Annotated in this window: 12 protein-coding genes; 4 read left to right on the top strand and 8 right to left on the bottom strand. The window is 71.1% G+C overall.

Annotation, left to right across the window (positions count from 1 at the left end):
• Nucleotides 1-33: 33 nt before the first annotated feature.
• On the bottom strand, nt 34-894 hold the full coding sequence (locus tag ABD946_RS25075) for an ABC transporter substrate-binding protein (RefSeq protein ID WP_345287244.1): 861 nt from the start codon (nt 892-894) through the stop codon (nt 34-36).
• 405 nt (nt 895-1,299) lie between these two features.
• Here ABD946_RS25075 and ABD946_RS25080 point away from each other — a divergent pair, with 405 nt between their 5' ends.
• The gene (locus ABD946_RS25080) at nt 1,300-2,637 is read left to right on the top strand and encodes a helix-turn-helix transcriptional regulator (protein ID WP_345287246.1); all 1,338 of its coding nucleotides are present in this window, start codon (nt 1,300-1,302) and stop codon (nt 2,635-2,637) included.
• Here ABD946_RS25080 and ABD946_RS25085 read toward each other — a convergent pair.
• From ABD946_RS25085 to ABD946_RS25115, 7 genes are all read right to left on the bottom strand, one after another.
• Complete coding sequence (locus ABD946_RS25085) at nt 2,603-2,800, bottom strand: hypothetical protein (protein WP_345287248.1); 198 nt, start codon at nt 2,798-2,800, stop codon at nt 2,603-2,605. The genes ABD946_RS25080 and ABD946_RS25085 overlap by 35 nt on opposite strands.
• Nucleotides 2,797-3,846, bottom strand: a complete 1,050-nt coding sequence (locus ABD946_RS25090; protein WP_345287250.1) for an MFS transporter — start codon at nt 3,844-3,846, stop codon at nt 2,797-2,799. Before ABD946_RS25090 ends, ABD946_RS25085 begins: the two co-directional genes overlap by 4 nt.
• 86 nt (nt 3,847-3,932) lie before the next feature.
• Nucleotides 3,933-5,189, bottom strand: coding sequence for an ATP-grasp domain-containing protein (locus tag ABD946_RS25095; RefSeq protein WP_345287252.1), 1,257 nt, complete (start codon nt 5,187-5,189; stop codon nt 3,933-3,935).
• The gene (locus ABD946_RS25100) at nt 5,186-6,205 is read right to left on the bottom strand and encodes a methyltransferase (protein ID WP_345287254.1); all 1,020 of its coding nucleotides are present in this window, start codon (nt 6,203-6,205) and stop codon (nt 5,186-5,188) included. The genes ABD946_RS25095 and ABD946_RS25100 overlap by 4 nt, the downstream gene beginning before the upstream one ends.
• 35 nt (nt 6,206-6,240) lie before the next feature.
• Entirely contained in the window at nt 6,241-6,435 is a 195-nt protein-coding gene (locus ABD946_RS25105) for an MbtH family protein (RefSeq protein ID WP_345287255.1), read from the bottom strand.
• 3 nt (nt 6,436-6,438) lie between these two features.
• Nucleotides 6,439-7,158 (bottom strand): DUF6875 domain-containing protein, encoded by a 720-nt coding sequence (locus ABD946_RS25110; RefSeq protein ID WP_345287258.1) that lies wholly within the window; start codon nt 7,156-7,158, stop codon nt 6,439-6,441.
• Nucleotides 7,155-8,555, bottom strand: a complete 1,401-nt coding sequence (locus ABD946_RS25115) for a non-ribosomal peptide synthetase (RefSeq protein WP_345287260.1) — start codon at nt 8,553-8,555, stop codon at nt 7,155-7,157. The genes ABD946_RS25110 and ABD946_RS25115 overlap by 4 nt, the downstream gene beginning before the upstream one ends.
• A 158-nt stretch (nt 8,556-8,713) precedes the next feature.
• Here ABD946_RS25115 and ABD946_RS25120 point away from each other — a divergent pair, with 158 nt between their 5' ends.
• From ABD946_RS25120 to ABD946_RS25130, 3 genes are all read left to right on the top strand, one after another.
• Nucleotides 8,714-8,950 (top strand): hypothetical protein, encoded by a 237-nt coding sequence (locus ABD946_RS25120; protein ID WP_345287262.1) that lies wholly within the window; start codon nt 8,714-8,716, stop codon nt 8,948-8,950.
• An 896-nt stretch (nt 8,951-9,846) separates the two neighbouring features.
• Complete coding sequence (locus ABD946_RS25125; protein WP_345287263.1) at nt 9,847-10,002, top strand: hypothetical protein; 156 nt, start codon at nt 9,847-9,849, stop codon at nt 10,000-10,002.
• Between the two features lie 8,057 nt (nt 10,003-18,059).
• Nucleotides 18,060-18,300: hypothetical protein (locus tag ABD946_RS25130; RefSeq protein ID WP_345287264.1), on the top strand; the 241-nt coding region annotated here is incomplete at its 3' end.

Genomic DNA, 18,300 nt, shown 5'->3' on the forward strand with positions numbered 1-18,300 from the left:
CGGGCGGGGCGACGAGCCGGCGGCCGAAGCCGCTCAGCAGCCCGTCATCCTGACGACCTGCCAGCTGTCCGCCACCGGCGCTCCGGCGGTGTCCAGCAGCAGCGCCGAGCGCTCCCGCACCGCGGCGGCCAGTTCGACCCCGGTCACCCCGGGGCGGTCGGTCAGGGCACCGGCCAGCGCGGCCAGCGCGGCCCGGACCCTCGGGGCCCGGCCACCGGCCGGGCGGCAGAGCAGTGCCCCGGCCGCGGCCGTACCGGCCAGCCGGGCGAACTCCGCCAGTTCACAGTCGTCGGGGAAGGCCAGCTGCCCGGTGTACCCGGACTCCCTGAGCCCTCTTGCCAGTTCGGCCGCCCGGTGGAACCGCGCGGCCACCACCACCGTGCGCAGCGCGGACGGCACCGGCCCCACCGGGCCGACGGTCCGCACCGGCCGGCCCGGCGAGTCGGCCCCCAGCAGGTGGACACCGAGCCGGTAGCCGTACGCACTGCCGTCGGTCAGCACACCGACCCCGGTGGCGCCCAGCGAGTCCAGCGCCGCCAACAGGGCCTTCGCCTGACCGGCCTCGTCCGGCGCCCAACTCAGCGCCAGCGGCTGCCCGTCGGGCCCGCCGCCCGGCTGCCCCGGGACGCTCGGCAGGGCCGTCACCGGCAGCAGACAGGGCAGCCCCGCCGCCCGGTAGAGCGGTAGCGCGGCGGCCGCGCCCCGGCTGCCCAGATGGCCGACCACGGCCCGGTACCCGCCGCTCTCCACCACCTTGCGGGCCACCCGACGGGCCCCGTCCAGGGCTGCCGACTCGTCGTGCAGCACCCACTCGATCGCCGGTCCGGTGCCGCCCCTGGCCACCGCCCGCAGCGTCCGGCCCCAGGCGGCCCGGGGGCCGGTGGCCGGCAGCACGAGTGCGATCCTGGGGCCGCCCACCGGGCCGCCCGCTCTCGCCGACTCCACCGGGGCTAGCCCCAGATCGCCGAGGACCGCACCGGCTCGGCCAGTTGCACCCCGGCCAGCAGGACGGTGCTCAGCAGCAGCCCGGCCAGGACCCGCAGACGTCCGCCACCGGACACGCCGGACACGGCACGCCCGCCGGAACGGCCGGACCGGCCGGACTCCTGACCAAGAACGGCACCCATTGGGTCAACTCGCCGCATGACAACGCCTCCTCGTCGGACCACTCGTCAGGGGATCCGGCCTGTTCAGCGCCGTGCGCCGGCCGGTGGATCCATCGTCACCCGCCGCCGCGACTTGGAACAGTACGTACGCCTTTCCTGTACAGGCCACGACCGGTCGCGGACACTTGCTCGGGTGATCCAACAGAGCGCTCAGAAGGCGGCCACCCCGCCCCACCAGCGCCGCACGGCCGAGCGGGACAGGCGGCCCACCGGCGCCGACCAGCCACAGCAGGCGCACCAGCCGTACCAGCCGCACGCCCCGCTCGCCGAGGACTACGGCACCCTGGCGGCGGCCCTGGCCGAGGACAGCACCGCCCTGGCCGACGCCCGCGAGATCTACCGACGGGCCCTGGACGACCCGGAGTGGGACCCGTCCCCGGCCCGGGCCCGGCTCGGCTGGGACGACGACCGCTTCGTCCGCGCCATCGAACTGCTGGACACCATGGGCCTGTTGGCCCCGGCCGCGACCACACCCAGCGGCTGGACCACCCTCTCGCCGACCAGCGCGATCAGCCGGCTGCTGGCCGACGAGGAGCAGCGCGTCGCGACCCGGCTGGCCGAGGCCGCCGCCGCCCGGCACACCCTGGCCCGGCTGCTGACCGACTTCCACCCGCTGCACGCGGACCAACTGTCAGGCGCCGCTACCGAGTTGGTGATAGGTCCGGCCCGGGTCACCGCCATGCTGGAGGACGTCGTCCGACGCGCCCGCTCCGAGTTCCTCTCCCTGCACCCCGGCCCCCCGGTGGCCCGCGAGATGCTGGAGGCCGGGCTCTCCCGTGACAAGCTCCTGCTCGAACGCGGCGTCACCATCCGCTCCGTCCACCTCGGATCCTCCGCCGCCACCCCCGCCCTGCACGGCTACCTCGCCGAACTCTCCTGGGCCGGGGCCCGGGTGCGCACCGCGCAGACCCTCCCCATGCGGATGATCCTGGTCGACGGCTCCCTCGCCGTCCTCCCCGCCCCCGCCGTCCCCGACGAGATCGCCGCCCTGGTGGTCCACGGCGAACAGCTCGTCGCCGTCTTCCGCCAGCTCTTCGAGCACTGCTGGGCGCTCTCCGCCGACTTCGCCCCCACCCACACCGGCTCCGCCGCCCCCGACCCCGACCTCACCGAGCGCCACCACGAGATCCTCCGCATGCTCGCCTCCGGCCTCACCGACGAGTCCATGGCCCGTCGCCTGGCCGTCTCCGAACGCACCGTCCGCCGCCTGGTCGCCGAGATCACCCAACGCCTGGGCGCCGACAGCCGCTTCCAGGCCGGCGTCATCGCCACCCAGCTCGGCTGGCTCGACCAGAACCGCCCCGGCCCCCGCCCGCCCGGGCGCCTGACCCGCCCTGGCCCCCGCCTGACGGGCCGTCACGTCGCGGAGACGGCGAAGCCGCCCCAGGTCCGTCCGAACGGTTCCTGGAGCGGCTCCGGGCCGGGTGCGGCCGGACTCAGCCCACCGGTGCGGGGGTCTGCTCGGTGCTGAGGCTCCGGGCGTCCTTGCTCAGTGACAGGGTGACGCCGACCGCGATCATCGGCAGGGCCGCCATGACGAAGCCCCACTGGACGCCGACCGTGACCAGCATGCCCATGAGGGCGAACGAGAGCGGCTCCAGCACCACCCGCGGCAGGCCCATGATGCTGTTCATCCGGCCGAGGAAGTCGGTGGGCGTCCGGGTCTGGATGAAGGTCGGCAGCGCGACGTCGCTGGAGTAGGCGACGCCCACGCCGAGCACGGCCAGCAGCGCGGCCGCGGCCCAGGGCTGGGCAGGAAGCCGAGGACCGCGAACGCCAGACCCTCGCACAGGGTCATGCCGATGATCAGCAGGCCCCAGCGGCGGGGCAGGCCGGTGACGGCCGCCGCGATGGTGCCGACCAGCTGACCGAGGCCCCAGGAGGAGATCAGCACGCCCAGGGCGAGCGCGCTCTCCGAGAAGCTCCGCGAGAGAGCCGGCAGGCCGACCGAGAAGAGCCCGCTGTAGCTGAGCGCCGACGCCGAGATGAGCAGCAGGACGGAGCGGACCTCGCGGCTCCGCCGGGCGTACCGCAGCCCCGAGGCGATCTCCGACCGGATCTCCGCGACCGAGGGTGACTTGGCCTCGGGGTCCGCCGGGCGGGCCGGGGCCGCGCGCAGGCTCAGCGCCGCGAAGAGGAAGGTCGCGGCGTTGAAGAAGAGTGCGCCGGTGGCACCGGTCGCGGCCACCAGGGCGCCGCCGAGGACCGGTCCGAGCAGCCGCGCGCCCTGCTCGTTGAAGCCAGCCAGCGCGTTGGCCCGGGGCAGGTCCTCCTCGTCCACCAGCGAGGGCAGGATGCTGTCGCTGGCCGGCCAGAAGAAGGCCTCGGCGACGCCCATCACGATGGCGATGGCGTAGAACTGCCAGACCTGCACGCCGTCGAACGCGCTCGCCAGACCGAGGGCGACCACCGCGCTGCCGCGCGCCACGTGGGTCGCCAGCATCACGGTACGGGGGGACAGCCGGTCGGTGAGCGCCCCGCCGAGCAGCATCAGGAGGCCGCGCGGAATGGCCTGGGCCAGCACGACGCCGGCCAGGACGGCGGCCGAACCGGTCTCCTGGAGCACCAGCCAGATGAAGGCGACCTCGAAGCTCAGGTCACCGAGGATCGAGACGCCCTCCCCCGCCCAGACCATCCGGAACGGCCGGGACCGCAGCGGCCGCCGCAGTTGATCCAGCATCACTTGCCTTTCTGTCGAGGCGCGCCGGGCGCGCCGTCGGTGTGCGGGGCCGGCCGGTACGGCCGCCCCCGGGTCGCGGGCCGTGGTCAGGACACGCTCTGATAGGTGGCCACGAAGGTGCGGGCCACCTGCTCCACGAGGTGCCGCAGGCCATCGTGGTCGATCACCCGGCCGTGCACCAGGCCGAGCGTCTGGTTGCCGATCCGCCAGTCGATCGGCTGGCCGGGCCGGGCCAGGACGTCGACGGCGGTGACGCCGTCCAGCGCCTCGGCCTCCTCCACCCCGTGCAGCCCGGTCAGCTCGCGGGCCTCGACGGGCGGGAGGAGCACCCACTCGAAGGTCACGCCGGAGAAGTCGAAGGAGGCCGCCGACGGGCGCCGGCCGAGCGCGAGTTCGAGCGCGGAGCGGACCAGGCTGGCGCCCGAGCCCCTCGGGACGAGGTCCACCACGTGCCCGCCGACCCGGCCGTTGACCTCGATGATCCGCGGGCCCGACGGGGTCAGCTTCACCTCGGTGTGGGTCACCGAGTCCTGGATCCCGAGCGCCCGCACCGCGTCGGCGGCCAGGGCCTGCACCTCGGCCGACAGCTCCGGGGAGAGCGTCGAGGGCACGAAGAAGCCCGTCTCCCGGAACGGCTCCGCCAGCGGCAGCTTGCCCGACACGCAGGAGGCCAGGACCTCCCCCCGGTGCACCAGCCCCTCCACCGACACGTAGTCGCCCCAGCCCTCCCCGGCGGCGGAGGGATCGCCGACCAGGCACTGCTCGACCACGAACACCCGGTCCTGGCCGACCTCGCCCGACATCACGGCGGGCAGCGCGCGGACGGCCTGCTCGGCGGAGTCCAGCCTCACGGTGTTCCGGCTGCCCGCTCCGGTCCGGGGCTTGACCACGACCGGGTAGCCCAGCTCCGCGGCCGCCTCCAGCACCTGCTCGGCGGACTCCGCCAGCCGGCAGCCGGTGGCGTCCACGCCGGCCGCCGCCAGGGCCGCGCGCTGCGCCAGCTTGTCGGTGAGCAGCCGCACCGTCGCGGCACCGTGGTACCGGAGGCCGAGCTCGGCCGCGAGCTCCGCGGTCCGGCCGAGGCAGTACTCGCTGAAGGTGACGATGGCCTCGGGCGCCTCCCGGCGGACCGCCTCGGCGGCCTCGGCCGGGCTCAGTCCGGTGATGTCGCACACCGTCGCCCGGCGGCGCAGGCCGCGCAGCAGGGGTGCGACGCCCGGCTGTGCGGCGTCGCACACGAGGACCACCTCGCACAGCCCCTCGGCGTCCGCCAGCACCGTCCCGGGGCCGGCCGCGCCGTCGGCGTAGACCACGGCGACCCGGGGCAGCCGACGGCCCGTCACCGGTCCACCTCGACCTCGGACAGCGACCACTGGGGGCGGCCCGGGACGGGGACGGAGGCGGCGCCGGAGAACCTCAGCCCGGCGGCCGACAGCAGCCCGGCCAGCTCCGAGCGGCTGCGCAGCCGCCCGCCGAAGTGGACCAGCGCGTGCAGGTCGCCGATCGGCGCGAAGGCGCCGGCCGCCACCTGCTCCGGCATCTCGGCGTCCACGATGAGCAGCCTGGCCCCGGGCGTCATCACGGCGGCGAAGTGGCGCAGGATCCGCAGGGCCTCCTCGTCGCCCCAGTTGGGGAGCACCCGGACCAGCAGGTAGAGGTCCGCCCCCGGGACGACGCCGTCCAGGAACGATCCCGGCACCGCCGTGGCCCGGCCCGCCAGCCCGGGATCGGCGAGCCGGTCGCGGGCCTCCTCCATCACGTGCGGGATCTCCTGGAGCGTGCCCGTCAGATGCGGGTGGGCCAGCAGGAGTTCGGCCAGGGTGGTGCCGTTGCCTCCGCCGATGTCGGCGACCGAGGCGGCCGCGCCGAAGTCGTACGCCTCGGCCAGCGCGTCACCGAGGCCCTCGACCGCGATGACGGCGTTGTAGTGCGCCGCCAGCTCGGGGTGCGTGCCGAGGAAGCCGTAGAAGTCGGTGCCGTGACGGCTCCGGAAGCCGTCGCCGTCCGTGTGGAGGAGGTCGTACAGGGAGTCGAAGGAGGGTGCGCTCACCGCACCGAAGTAGACGGCGGCGCTGTGCAGCGAGTCCGGCAGGTCGGTGCGCAGCGGCTCGCCGAGCGGGGTGAGCGCGAACGCCCCGTCGGGCCGGGGCTCCAGCAGACCGACCGCGACGAGCGCGCGCAGCAGCTGGAGCAGGCGGTCCGGCCGCGCACCGGTCAGCTCGGCCAGCCGGCCGAGCCCGGCCGGCCCCTCGGCGAGGAGGTCGGCCAGGCCCAGCCGGGCGGCGGTGGTCACCAGCGCGGTGGCCCGGTAGCCGCCGATCATCTCCAGGAGGCCGGACCTGGCTTCGCTGCCGTCCATGTGCTCTCTTCTCTCTCGGGTCGGGTCGGGCGAGGTCATGCCGGCACGGCGCGGACCGACCTGGGGGTCATGTCGGTCCACTCGGTCTCGATCCGGCGCAGGCACTCCTCGCGGGTGGCCGCCTCGCCGCTGGCCCGCCAGCCGAGGGGGATCTCGTGGTACGTGGGCCAGATCGAGTACTGGTCCTCGTGGTTGACGACGACGTGGAACAGGTCCTGGGTCGGGTTCATCGGTCACTCTCCTTCGGTGGGGACGATGGCGGGGAGGCCGTAGCGCTCCACCGCGGCGTGGTAGAGCTCGCGCAGCAGCGGATCGCGCACCCGCCCGCGCTCGTAGTGGGCGCGGAAGGCGGTGTCGTACCTCTCGAACCAGTCGCGGCGGCTGGTCAGGAAGAGCACGTCGTGCGGGGCCATCCGGCGCATCGCCAGCAGGCCGACCGGAGCCACGGAGACCCGGAAGCCGGTGTTGCGCGCGGCCCGTTCGTCGCAGTTCGGGTGGAACTGACCGATCATCAGACCGGCGTCCACCGCCGCGTTCTTCAGCGACTCGTACGCGTCGTCGAGACGCTGCCAGCCGGCCGGACCGGTCATCGGCATCACGACGATCCGGCACTCCAGCGAGGCGCCGGACTTGGGCTGCGGCTCCGCCGTGAGGGCGAAGTCGGCGAGCTCCTCGGTGAGCACCTCGGTGATCCCCGAGGTGCTGGAGCCGTCCACCTCGTAGCGGAAACTGAACTGCACGGCCTGGTCGTTGAGGGCCGGCGGGACGAACGGGCAGACCGGCCCCGTCCTTCCGAGCTGCTCGTGCGAGCGTCCGACGTAGTCGCGCAGCCAGGCGTCGACGACGGCGAGGTCGGCGGCGAAGGCGTGCCCGGGCGGCTCGGTCCTGATGCGGAGCTCACGCCGCCCGGACGCCTTGCGGTCGGTCACGGCGGACCTGCTGGAGGCGGTCATGCGGCCGCCTCCGCACCCAGTCGGTCCGCTATCAGCCCGGCCATCTCGGTGTACGACTCCAGGGCGTAGACCTCGGCGAAGTCCAGCTCCACGCCGAGCCGGGTCCGGACGTCCTCGACCACTCGCATCAAGGCCAACGAACTGCCGCCGTCGGCGAAGAAGTCCGAGTCGGGGCCGGGTACCACCCCGGTGTGCCGCTGCCAGGAGTCCGCCAGCTCCGGGTAGGGCAGGGCGGCGGCCCGCTCGGGCGGGCCCTCCGGCCCGGGCCCGGCCGCGGACGGCAGCAGCTCGCGCAGCGCCCGGCGGTCCACCTTGCCGGTCGGGCCCAGGGGAAGGGCGTCGAGGGCGACGATCCGCTCGGCCACCAGATGGCGCGGGACGGACCGGCCGACCCGCTCGCGCAGGGCCGCGGTGTCGAGGCCGGCCGGGGTCACGAACGCGACGAGCACGGCCCCCTCCTCGGTCCGGTCGGCCAGCACGGCCGCGTCCAGGACCTGGGGATCGGCGGCCAGCGCGGCCTGTGCCTCGGCCGGGTCCACCCGGAAGCCGCGGACCTTGACCTCGTCGTCGGTCCGGCCCAGGAACTCCAGCGCGCCGCTCGTCAGCAGCCGGACCCGGTCGCCGGTGCGGTACATCCGGGAGCCGGGGCTCGTGGTGAAGGGGTCGGGCAGGAACCGGTCGGCGGTGGCGGCCGGGCGGCCGAGGTAGCCGCGCGCCAACCGGCTTCCGCCGACGAAGAGTTCGCCGGGCTGCCCGTCCGCCACCGCGTCCAGCCGCTCGTCCAGGACGTAGCAGGAGGTGCCGGGGTGGGCGAAGCCGATCGGCAGCGAGGCGGACAGCGACCGGTCCCGGCCGGCGACCGGTCCGAGGGTGCTGAAGGTGGTGTTCTCGGTGGGCCCGTAGCCGTTGACCAGCGCGGTGCCCGGGTGGGCGGCGACGAAGGCGTCGGCCACGTCGGGGAGCACCACGTCGCCCCCCACGGCCAGCCGCCTCAGGGTGCCGAGCGCGGCGGGGTGGTGAGCGGCCATCAGGTGGAAGACCGCGGCGGTGAGCCAGGCCGTGGTGACCTCCGGACGGCTGAGCTCGGCGGCCAGCTCGTGCAGCGCCTGCGGGTGGTGCGGCACGGCGACCACCCGGGCACCCACCAGCAGGGCGTTCCAGATCTCGAAGGTGGAGGCGTCGAAGGCCAGGGTGGAGTGCAGCAGGGTGCCGTCCTCCGGGCCGAGCAGCAGCTCCCCGCCGCCGAGCGCGAGGCCGGTGACACCGCGGTGGGTCACGCCGACCGGCTTGGGCTCGCCGGTCGTCCCGGAGGTGAACATCACGTACGCGAGGTCGTCCGGGCCGGCCGTCGGACCGGGCAGCGGGCCGTCGCCCTCCCCGAGACCGAGCCCGTCCACCGCCCGGGTGACTGGTCACCCGGGCGGTGGACGGGTCGGTCTCGGGGAGGGCGACGGCCCGCTGCCCGGTCCGACGGCCGGCCCGGACGACCTCGCGTACGTGATGTTCACCTCCGGGACGACCGGCGAGCCCAAGCCGGTCGGCGTGACCCACCGCGGTGTCACCGGCCTCGCGCTCGGCGGCGGGGAGCTGCTGCTCGGCCCGGAGGACGGGCACCCTGCTGCACTCCACCCTGGCCTTCGACGCCTCCACCTTCGAGATCTGGAACGCCCTGCTGGTGGGTGCCCGGGTGGTCGCCGTGCCGCACCACCCGCAGGCGCTGCACGAGCTGGCCGCCGAGCTCAGCCGTCCGGAGGTCACCACGGCCTGGCTCACCGCCGCGGTCTTCCACTGATGGCCGCTCACCACCCCGCCGCGCTCGGCACCCTGAGGCGGCTGGCCGTGGGGGGCGACGTGGTGCTCCCCGACGTGGCCGACGCCTTCGTCGCCGCCCACCCGGGCACCGCGCTGGTCAACGGCTACGGGCCACCGAGAACACCACCTTCAGCACCCTCGGACCGGTCGCCGGCCGGGACCGGTCGCTGTCCGCCTCGCTGCCGATCGGCTTCGCCCACCCCGGCACCTCCTGCTACGTCCTGGACGAGCCGGCTGGACGCGGTGGCGGACGGGCAGCCCGGCGAACTCTTCGTCGGCGGAAGCCGGTTGGCGCGCGGCTTACCTCGGCCGCCCGGCGCCACCGCCGCCGGTTCCTGCGCCGCACCCTTCACCACGAGCCCCGCTTCCCGGATGTACCGCACCGGCGACCGGGTCCGGCTGCTGACGAGCGGCGCGCTGGAGTTCCTGGGCCGGACCGACGACGAGGTCAGGGTCCGCGGCTTCGGGTGGACCCGGCCGAGGCACAGGCCGCGCTGGCCGCCGATCCCCAGGTCGGACGCGGCCGTGCTGGCCGACCGGACTGAGGAGGGGGCCGTGCTCGTCGCGTTCGTGACGCCCGCGCCGGCCTCGACACCGCGGCCCTGCGCGAGCGGGTCGGCCGGTCCGTCCCGCGCCATCTGGTGGCGAGCGGATCGTCGCCCTCGACGCCCTTCCCCTGGGCCCGACCGGCAAGGTGGACCGCCGGCGCTGCGCGAGCTGCTGCCGTCCGCCGGCCGGGCCCGGGCCGGAGGGCCCGCCGCGAGCGGGCCGCTGCCCTGCCCTACCCGGAGCTGGCGGACTCCTGGCAGCGGCACACGGGTGGTACCCGGCCCCGACTCGGACATTCTTCGCCGACGGCGGCAGTTCGTTGCCTTGATGCGAGTGGTCGAGGACGTCGGACCCGGCTCGGCTGGAGTGCTGGACTTCGCCGAGGTCTACGCCCTGGAGTCGTACACCGAGATGGCCGGGCTGATAGCGGACCGACTGGGTGCGGAGGCGGCCGGCATGACCGCCTCCAGCAGGTCCCCGTGACACGACCGCAAGGCGTCCGGGCGGCGTGAGCTCCGCATCAGGACCGAGCCGCCGGGCACGCCTTCGCCGCGACCTCGCCGTCGTCGACGCCTGCTGCGCAGACTACGTCGGACGCTCGCACGAGCAGCATCGGAAGGACGGGGCCGGTCTGCCGTTCGTCCCGCCGCCCTCAACGACCAGGCCGTGCAGTTCAGTTTCCGCATACGAGGTGGACGGTCTCCGCACCTCGGGATCACCGAGTGTGCTCACCGAGGAGCTCGCCGACTTCGCCCTCACGGCGGAGCCGCAGCCAAGTCCGGCGCTCGCTGGAGTGCCGGATCGTCCGTGAGGCCGATGACCGGTCCGGCTGGCGCGGGGCTTGGGCCGGCGTCTGCGTTTACGAAAAACACACACTCTCCCAAAAAAAGTGTACGAGAGTGCGGGGCTGAAGAGACAGCGGCGGTGGCAGCAAGCCAGTTGTATGGATCGTTATTGTGGTTCCAGCCTCGAATCTGCGAGCAGGAAGTGGGGGGGGGGGGGGGAGGGGCATTAAGGAGGGGGGGAGTCTGGCGCGCGCGCATACACGGCTTCCAGGGTGCTTTTCTCCTGTGGTCTTCTCGGTGCGGCCTGCTGGCCGATGCGCCTGGGGGAAAAGGGATGGCCCCTTTGCAGCGACTTTGCTCTTCCTGAGCTGAAAAACACAGGGGGTCTCTAGCCGCGACTAGTGTCGTAGAGTAGGCGTTCTAGCCGCCTCCGCGCGCCTAAACTATGCGAGCTTCGGGGGCGTGGCGCGATCTGTCGCTGGTGGCTGGGGCGTCGAGCTCTATTAGCCTACGCTCGGGGGGTCGTGGAGGGCGCTAGCAGGCCATCTCCCGCCACGTCCCCTACCAAAGGGAGTGACCGTGATACCGCACAGCCAGGACGGCCCGACTGGCGGCAGGCTTCGTCGTCACACATCGAGGACCTATCTGTCGATCTTGGCTCGTCACGTAGGGGCCTCCCCACTCGCGGAAGATTCGTCCCCTCGTGCTGGCGGTTGCGCACGCGGCGAGAGCGGGCACCGCGCGAGTGAGTGCGCTGCGCCTGATGCAAACGGACTAGGCGAGTGACGGACATACGGTCCCCAGGTTCGGTCTGGCAGCCCTTGCCGCATGACCTCGCCGCCAACGGCGACCGCGACAGAGATGATAGAGCAGCATGCATAGGATCGGGCAAGGCGAAGCCAGGTCGCTGTGGGGAGCGGCACTGGCGCTGGAGATGATCGGCGCATACCGGGGCCGACGCGCGCTGGTGGACCACGCGCTTCTTGCCCGGCTAGGCCTGGGGCCGACCTACGGCTTCGGCAGATAGGCAAAAAACAGGCTGCAAGTTTGATGGGTCCCTCCGCCGGCTCGTGGAGCTACAGCTTTCGCTGGCGGCGAGGCTGACCTTGTGGCGCGAGGTCCACGGTACGCGCCTGGCTGGGGGCTAGGCTGCTGCGCGCTGCTCGTCGCTGGTGCAGGGTTCTGCTAGGAGCCCCCAGTGCGTCCGACGGTGGCTTCGGGCTGCAAGAAAAACCTGGGTGTGCAGACGCTTCAGGCGTTAGGCGCGCTGGCGCACCGACCTGGGCCGGTAGCTGGCGCTGCTACAGCGCACGCTCGTCTACTTCTGGGTGGCGTGAGCGCAGGGCCCTCGCTTCAGTACGTCCTGTAGCAAGACCTTCCTTGCCATCAGGCAGTAAGGACGTACCGCGACGGCTTCTGATGGGGGGGTCGGGTCGGCGTCACGGCACCACTTCATACGGCTTCGCTCGGGCACTGCACGCGCCGAGCTGCGCGGGCACTAGGCTTTAAGCGGTTCGCCCCTGCCCGTCTATTAGGGGCTGCGCGGTCGAGGGCCGGGTGACGGCGGCTGGCTTTGTCCGGAGGCGGTAGGCGTGATCTTCGGGGCGTTGCGGGCCGCCCGTCGGGTCGGGCCGTATCAGTGCGGCGAGTGCTATAGCGCTACGTTCACCTCTAGGCTTCGGGGAGGAGAAAAAGGTTTAAATAAAAGCTCTGGCTACTTGCTGGCTTGGTGCTAGTTGGGGGGCCAGCGATCTAGACTGGGGCTGACGCCTGCGCAGGAGTATCCCGGGCAGCGTGATGGATTGAAGGCCGGCGCGATTCCAACCCGGGCAATCCGCCGATCGCGCGGGTGGCTGGGCTGGCTTTTCGGGCCAGCGGCGGTGGGCCGTGATCGTTCCTGAGACGGTGCGTCGTCCCTGGGGGGCGTGACCTGCTTACCGTGCTGGTCGGCGGTGCTCTCCAATGGGGCGTATCGAGGAGGCCCTGTGCGGATGCCTGCGCGGCTACTTCGGGCACGCCGCCGTGATGACCCGCGCGGGCCTTCATTAGCTGCTGCGATACGTGAGATGGCGAGTATGCAAAGGAGCGGTGGCGGCGCGGGGTGGGCGCTTGCGCGCCGATGCGGACAACCTGCACGCGGCTGGTTCGCACTTGCGCTGAGGGGCTGCTTGTCGCAGAGTCCGTGCGGGAGGCTGGGCGCAAGGGGCTGCTTGTCTGGAGTCGGCCGGGCCGTGGGGGGCTGGGAGGTTGCTCTCTCGCGGGCGGCCGCCTCCTAGTCTCGCCGTCGCCGGGGTGGTGTCCGGCCCCAGTGGTCGGCTGTCGGGGCGAGGTCAGTTAGGGTGGAGCTCGTGAGTTGCATGGGGGTTGGCTAATTTGTTTTTTTGGGAAATATGTTTATTTGTTTTTGTGTGGTGACAGGGGCCGTCGCTGCGGTGCGCGGGTCGCACGTGGTCTAGCGCCGAGCGGCGGGCGGCGTCCGCGTGCGGGTTTACGGTGCTGGGTCGGTAGCGCCAGAGGTTGGCTGTGGCGAGGTGGTCCTCCGTAGTGCGAGCGTGCGCGCAGCAGCACGGGCGTCGCACCCTGGCTGGGGGCCGCTCTTGCAGCCTGCGGGCGATGCGGTGTGGCTATATGCACCGGTACTGAGGCGGCCGGGCGAGCCCCACCGGGGCGAGGCGTCCAGCGCGGGTAGGCATGGGTCGCCGGGCCATGCGTCACGGCTTCTAGGCGAGTAGGCTGCGCTCGCCGGATCAACGCGGAGCTCGCGGGGTTCTCGTAGTCTCGCAAAGCGTCTCCAGGTACCATGGCGTGCACAGGCGGTACGGTGGCAGGGTTCTGGTGCTTGGGCACGCGATCAGAGCTGGCGCATGCGCGCGGCCCTGCGGCGGCCGGGCGTAGGACGTTGCGGCCGCCGGCTGGCCGCTGACGGAGTCGCGCCGAGCAGGTGCTGGAGCGGGCCGCGGAGCTGGGCTACCCGGTTACGTGGTGCCCGAATGCCCCGGACCCGAGGCGGGCGGCTGCGGAACACCGTGAGCTGGATCTCGATGCGCCGAGCAGGCTCTCGCCGGGCGGGCGGCATGCCTCGGCCGTGATGTCGGCGAGGTTTCAGGTGCCGGAACGGCTGGGTGTTCGTGAGTCGAGCTAGGTGGCTCTGGTCTGGCGATCCCTGGCCGGCCGCTTCGGGGAGGGCTGGGGGCGAGCTACGGGTCGGTGAGGGGGTCTGGTGTCTCACGGGGCCGAGGGAGTGCGGCATGGCCTTCGCTGCGTGGTCGGGCTTATAAGGGCTGGGGGCTCGCTGGCGGAGGGCCGTTTCCGGAGTATCGGGGGGGCGTTCTTCGTGCCTAGGTCCTGCCCTTGTACTCTCTTCCCAGGAGCGGTGCGGCTCGTAGTGTGCGAAGGCCCTGGCCGCCAGATCGCGTACGAGCGCTGTTGCGGGATCCGAGGACTCGGATGACCGGCCACCGGGTGAAGGGCTGACCCGTCAGGGCGGCTGTCGGCGGATCGATCGTATGTCATTAACGGGTGCTTCGAGTCTCCGGCGGGGTTCTGTCGTGGTAGACCTCGTCGTCGTGTGGATAGGAGCGAGGGCAAAAAAGTGGATCAGGGGCCGCCAGCCTGTGGGTGCCGACTCTACGCGCTCGAAAAGCTCTGCCGCTCGGGGCGGCGAGGGCGCCCCAGTCAGCAGTGGCGATCCTCGGTCTTGGGGCGCACTTCATAGATCGCGAGCGTGACGCTTCGAGTGGTGCTCGCTCCCCTAGCGGCTCGTTCGAGGGGCGCTGCGGCATGTCTGACCAGGGTCTTGTCATGGGGTGATGAGTAGCGAGTCCGAGGCGCTGGTACCGGCGTCTTGTATCCGTGAAGTGCGCGTCGACAAGCTCTCTGGCTCCGGCCCACGGTCCAGGCGCGTATCGATCAATGCGATCGGCAACGCAGATGCGCTCGGCCTGGGTGGGTGCACGGGACCGGAGTGTATGCGGTACCACGAATAGGCCTGTCGGCACTCGTCAGGTGGTAGAGGGGGCAGGGTGCACGCTGCACAGCTTCGTGGGCCACGATACTAATTAGAGTGGGCGTGATCGCTGCCCACGGCTACACGCGAACTCCGGGGCGGCCTAGGCGCGCGTGGCGCGTGGCGGCCTCACATAAAAAAAAACGCGCGATCGACCGTGACAGTGGTGCGCGCCATGGGTCGCCGCCTGCGGGGGTTAAAACTAGTGAAGGAAGCGAATAAGGATGGGATGCTAGGGGAATGCAACTGCGGGGTCGCGCCGCGGGCGGTGGTCCCCGGAGGCACGTTCGCAGGATCGGTTGCGGGCTGGGTGGCGTGGAAAACTCGATACGTCTCGGTGACCTGAGCTTTGTCGAGGTCGCCTTCATCTGCTGGTGTGGCTCCGAGAGGGGAGACCAGCGGGCGGTTCGAATGGCCTGCGCCGTCCTGAGCCGGGGGCGTTCAGGTGCTGGCTTCCAGGGCCATTCGGCGCATGCGTGCCTGCTCTCATGATGCTTGCTGCTAGCGGAGGTGCGCCACCGTACCGGGCTGTCACTAGCGGGGGGGGGGGGGGGAAAACTAAACGGGCGGCCCCGTAGTCCAGTGGTATGGCTGAGCAAGAGCCCTGACGTGGCGGGGCGGCATAGGTCATCGGCGGTCGGTAGTCTGGGCTCGGGCCTCATTAAGGTTTGGTCTTGGGCGACGCCGCAGTTCGACGGCGTGCTAGGGTCTGGGCATTCTACGCCATCGCCATGCGTGATGGGTTGCGTCGCCGAGGTCTCTCTTCTGGGGGCCGGCCAGCGACATGGCGATCTGCGTCAGGGCAATGCATGCTGTGGAGCGTAGGTTGACATGGCCCGCGGGGTCCATAGCGCGGCTGTGCTGGTCCTTCAAAGCGAGGGGGCATGGGCAGGCGGCGGGCTGGCTCAGGATCGGCCGGGGATGCCTTGGCGGCGAGCGCGCATGTGGGCCGCTGGACGCAGTGGTAGCTTCACCGGCGGCACTCTATCTCTAAGCGCCCTCGGAACTCTCTTGGTCCATGCTTGCGTCGGCTGGCTGAGTCTTGCGTGCAGCGGGCCGCGGGCCCGCGGGGTGGGGGCGTGCGGAGAGCATGCCGCGAGGTCCTTAGATCACCGGCTCATCGTCGGCGAAGATTCGCATGTCGGAGATCTGGCCTCGGGGCATGGTCGGTAAACGGCGCCGGCGAGAGCCGCGAGGGCGTCCGCCTCCGGCGTCATGGCTGGTGGCTGCATGGCTCGGGCGGCTCGTGCGCTCATGGCTACAGCGGGGCTACCATTCTGTCGTCGGTGCCTGCGAGTCTCTCTCGCGAGGGGCTTTCTTCGAGAGCTCGCGCCTCGGCCTCTGGCGTGCTGATGCTCGCTCCAATGGGGGCCGTGCGGTGCAGTGGTCTGGTCGTCACGGTGCAGCGGGGGCGAAAGCCGTCCACTTGGGGGCCTAGATGACACTTGGCTGCATGCCTGCGCGCCGTCTGGGTGGCTCTGCTGATTGCATCAGGTGGCATGACGGGCTCTGTGCGTAGTGTTCTGGGCGTTCGCGGTCGGCTACCGGCTCGGCTTCTCCATGGCCGTTGACGAGCTCCTGGGCTTTGCTGGGGGGGTGGGGGGAGGGGGGGGCGGCACTGCGCTGGCTGTCGTCCGTGCTCAGGCGTGGTGCTTCGCCTTGGGTTACTCGGCAGGCGACGTCGGTCGGCTGCCAGAGCCTTACATCCTTAGACTCTCGGTTACTGCGGCGCCACGCGACTTTCTCTGGAGGCCGGGATGAGACAGCATGTCATGGGCCTAGCCGCGTGCGGGTGGGTGCTGGGAGGCCGCATCTCGTTGCCGCGCCTCCCCATGGGGTCATGTTTGGGGCTGTCAGCAGGTCGGCCGTCCCAGTGGGGCATTCGCGTCGATATGAGTTGTCGGCCGCTGCCGGGATGTATCGCAGTCGGGGCGTCAACGACACCCATTAGTTCACGTCGAGTACAAGGACGGACCCTGAGCGCTTCAGCCACCTGAGAGTTGGGACCGGTCTCGTCAGTCGGCGGGGTGGGGCTGGAGTCGGCCGCTACCCGGCCCTGAGCACTCGCTCCCTAGGACACGGGCGTTGCGGAACTGAGTACCGTTTGTGGGGGGCTGGCTTCGGCTCGTCTCGCGGCGGTCGAACGTGTTTATCGAAGGCCGGCGTCAGTCGCGGGGGCGCCATGGGCGGTGTCGATGGCGGGCTTCGCGTTTGTTGATTCAAGCGGGCGGGTGGCCGGGGGCGGTCTTTGTTCAGTGGTGAAACAGTCGAAGTGCGGTCTGAGCTGGAGATGTGGGCGATGGACAGGCCGGCCTGGAAGCTTCTGGGCTGGTGTGGCGTACCCCAGGGGCGTTAAGGAGACTCATCCCTTGTCGACTCCAAGCGGGGCTGGTCGGTGACAGAGTGACGTGTTCGAAGGAGTAACGGGCCAGAATGGGAGCGGTAACGAAGTCGATCATACTGGAACTGGTATTGCGGTGGTATCCGGTTGATAGAAGGGCAGCAAGGTAGAGGCGGACGGCATGCGAGACAGGGATTCTCGTCGGTGTGGCGCCTCTGGTAGGTTGAGGTAAGTTTGGCCGGGGGGGGTTCGGGGCGGCGAGGCGGTCGGTGTTGCATGGTAGGGGGGTCGTGTAGTATTACTCCCGTGAGAGTCGGTGTGAAGGGCGGGAATGGCTGTAGCTGCGCACAAGGTGTCATGCTGGCGATGAGGGGGAGGATGTGCAGTCATACAAAGGCCCGATGGAGACGCGGGACGACGGGTTTAATGGAAGGTGGTTACGACATCGTGACTTGAGACGCCTGGTACCAGCGCAGTGGTTATATGTGTTGCGCGGGGAGTGTGTCGATCTCTTCGGGTACGGGGTCGGGGGGCGGGGAGGGAGGGCGGTAGGGAGGTGCCGTGGGAACGACGCAGGAATGCATGTCCGCTATAAGAGAGGAGGTAAAGAGACGAGGGGGGGTGGTGGCTAAGTGGACGGGCGTTGGCTGCACTTTCCGGGCCCCGGCGTCTCAGGTATGTAGTTCGGTGCGAGGTATCCGGTGCATGGTAGCGGGGGTGGGGGTCGGCGGAGGATTGCCGGAGTGTGAGCTGGAGCGGATGGTGAACTGGGTCCGCTATCGAGCTAGAGCTTGTCGACGGGTGAGCCCGCCCTGCGCAGCATCTCGCGGGCTGCTTTTACGTCGAACGGGGGCGACGAGGAACGTGGACTTGAAGGGGAGTAGAAGGTAACTCGTCGGTAAGGGTCGGGGTCTCGTCAGGGGAGCGACGTCCTGTCGACGCATGGTTGTCGGTGACGCCGGGCTCATTGAGCCTATGCCTCCAACGTGCGGTAGCGGGCGCTGTACAGTTAGGTAAGCCGGGCGTGCACGGCGGGTGAAGATCGGTCAGCGTAGCCTGGTACGCGCAGGGTGTGGCGCGGGGGGCGGGCGGCGGCTGTGGGCGGCGCAGTTCGGGTGCGCGAGACGCGCTGCTCCTCGTCGGCCAGCTAAGGCGTCAAAGGCTGATCGGGCGCTTGTGTGGCAGGCGAAGATGGAGTGGTCTGCTATGCCCGCTGGTGTGTGGGTCGGCGGCCCGGGGCGCTAAGCAAGGCGTCGCAGGTGTGCCAGCAATGCTTCGATCGCGCTGGACATAGAAGCGGTCTGTCGTCTCCAGGTCGCGGCGTGAGTCTGGGGCGGCGAGTGACCGGGGGTACCAGTGGTACGCGCTTGCGACCCAGGGACAGCAGTAGACATTCCGGGTGCGTCCTATGGCGCGTCGTGCGTGTAGATGCTTCAGTCCGGGCGGGCAGTGCGGCCAGGGAGAGAGGGAGGGGAGAGCAGAAGCGAGGAGGAAGAGGGGAGACAGAGACAGCGAGGAGAAGGAGAGGGAAGAGGAGAGAAGAGGGCGGAGGAGAGAAGGAGGGATAGGAGAGGAGGAGAGGAGAGGAGAGGGAGAGGGAGTGAGAGTAGGGGGGAGGGGAGAGGAGAGGGAAGAAGAAGAGAGAGGGG

Origin of the sequence: Kitasatospora albolonga (assembly GCF_039535905.1) — a bacterium.
Taxonomy (GTDB): domain Bacteria; phylum Actinomycetota; class Actinomycetes; order Streptomycetales; family Streptomycetaceae; genus Kitasatospora; species Kitasatospora albolonga.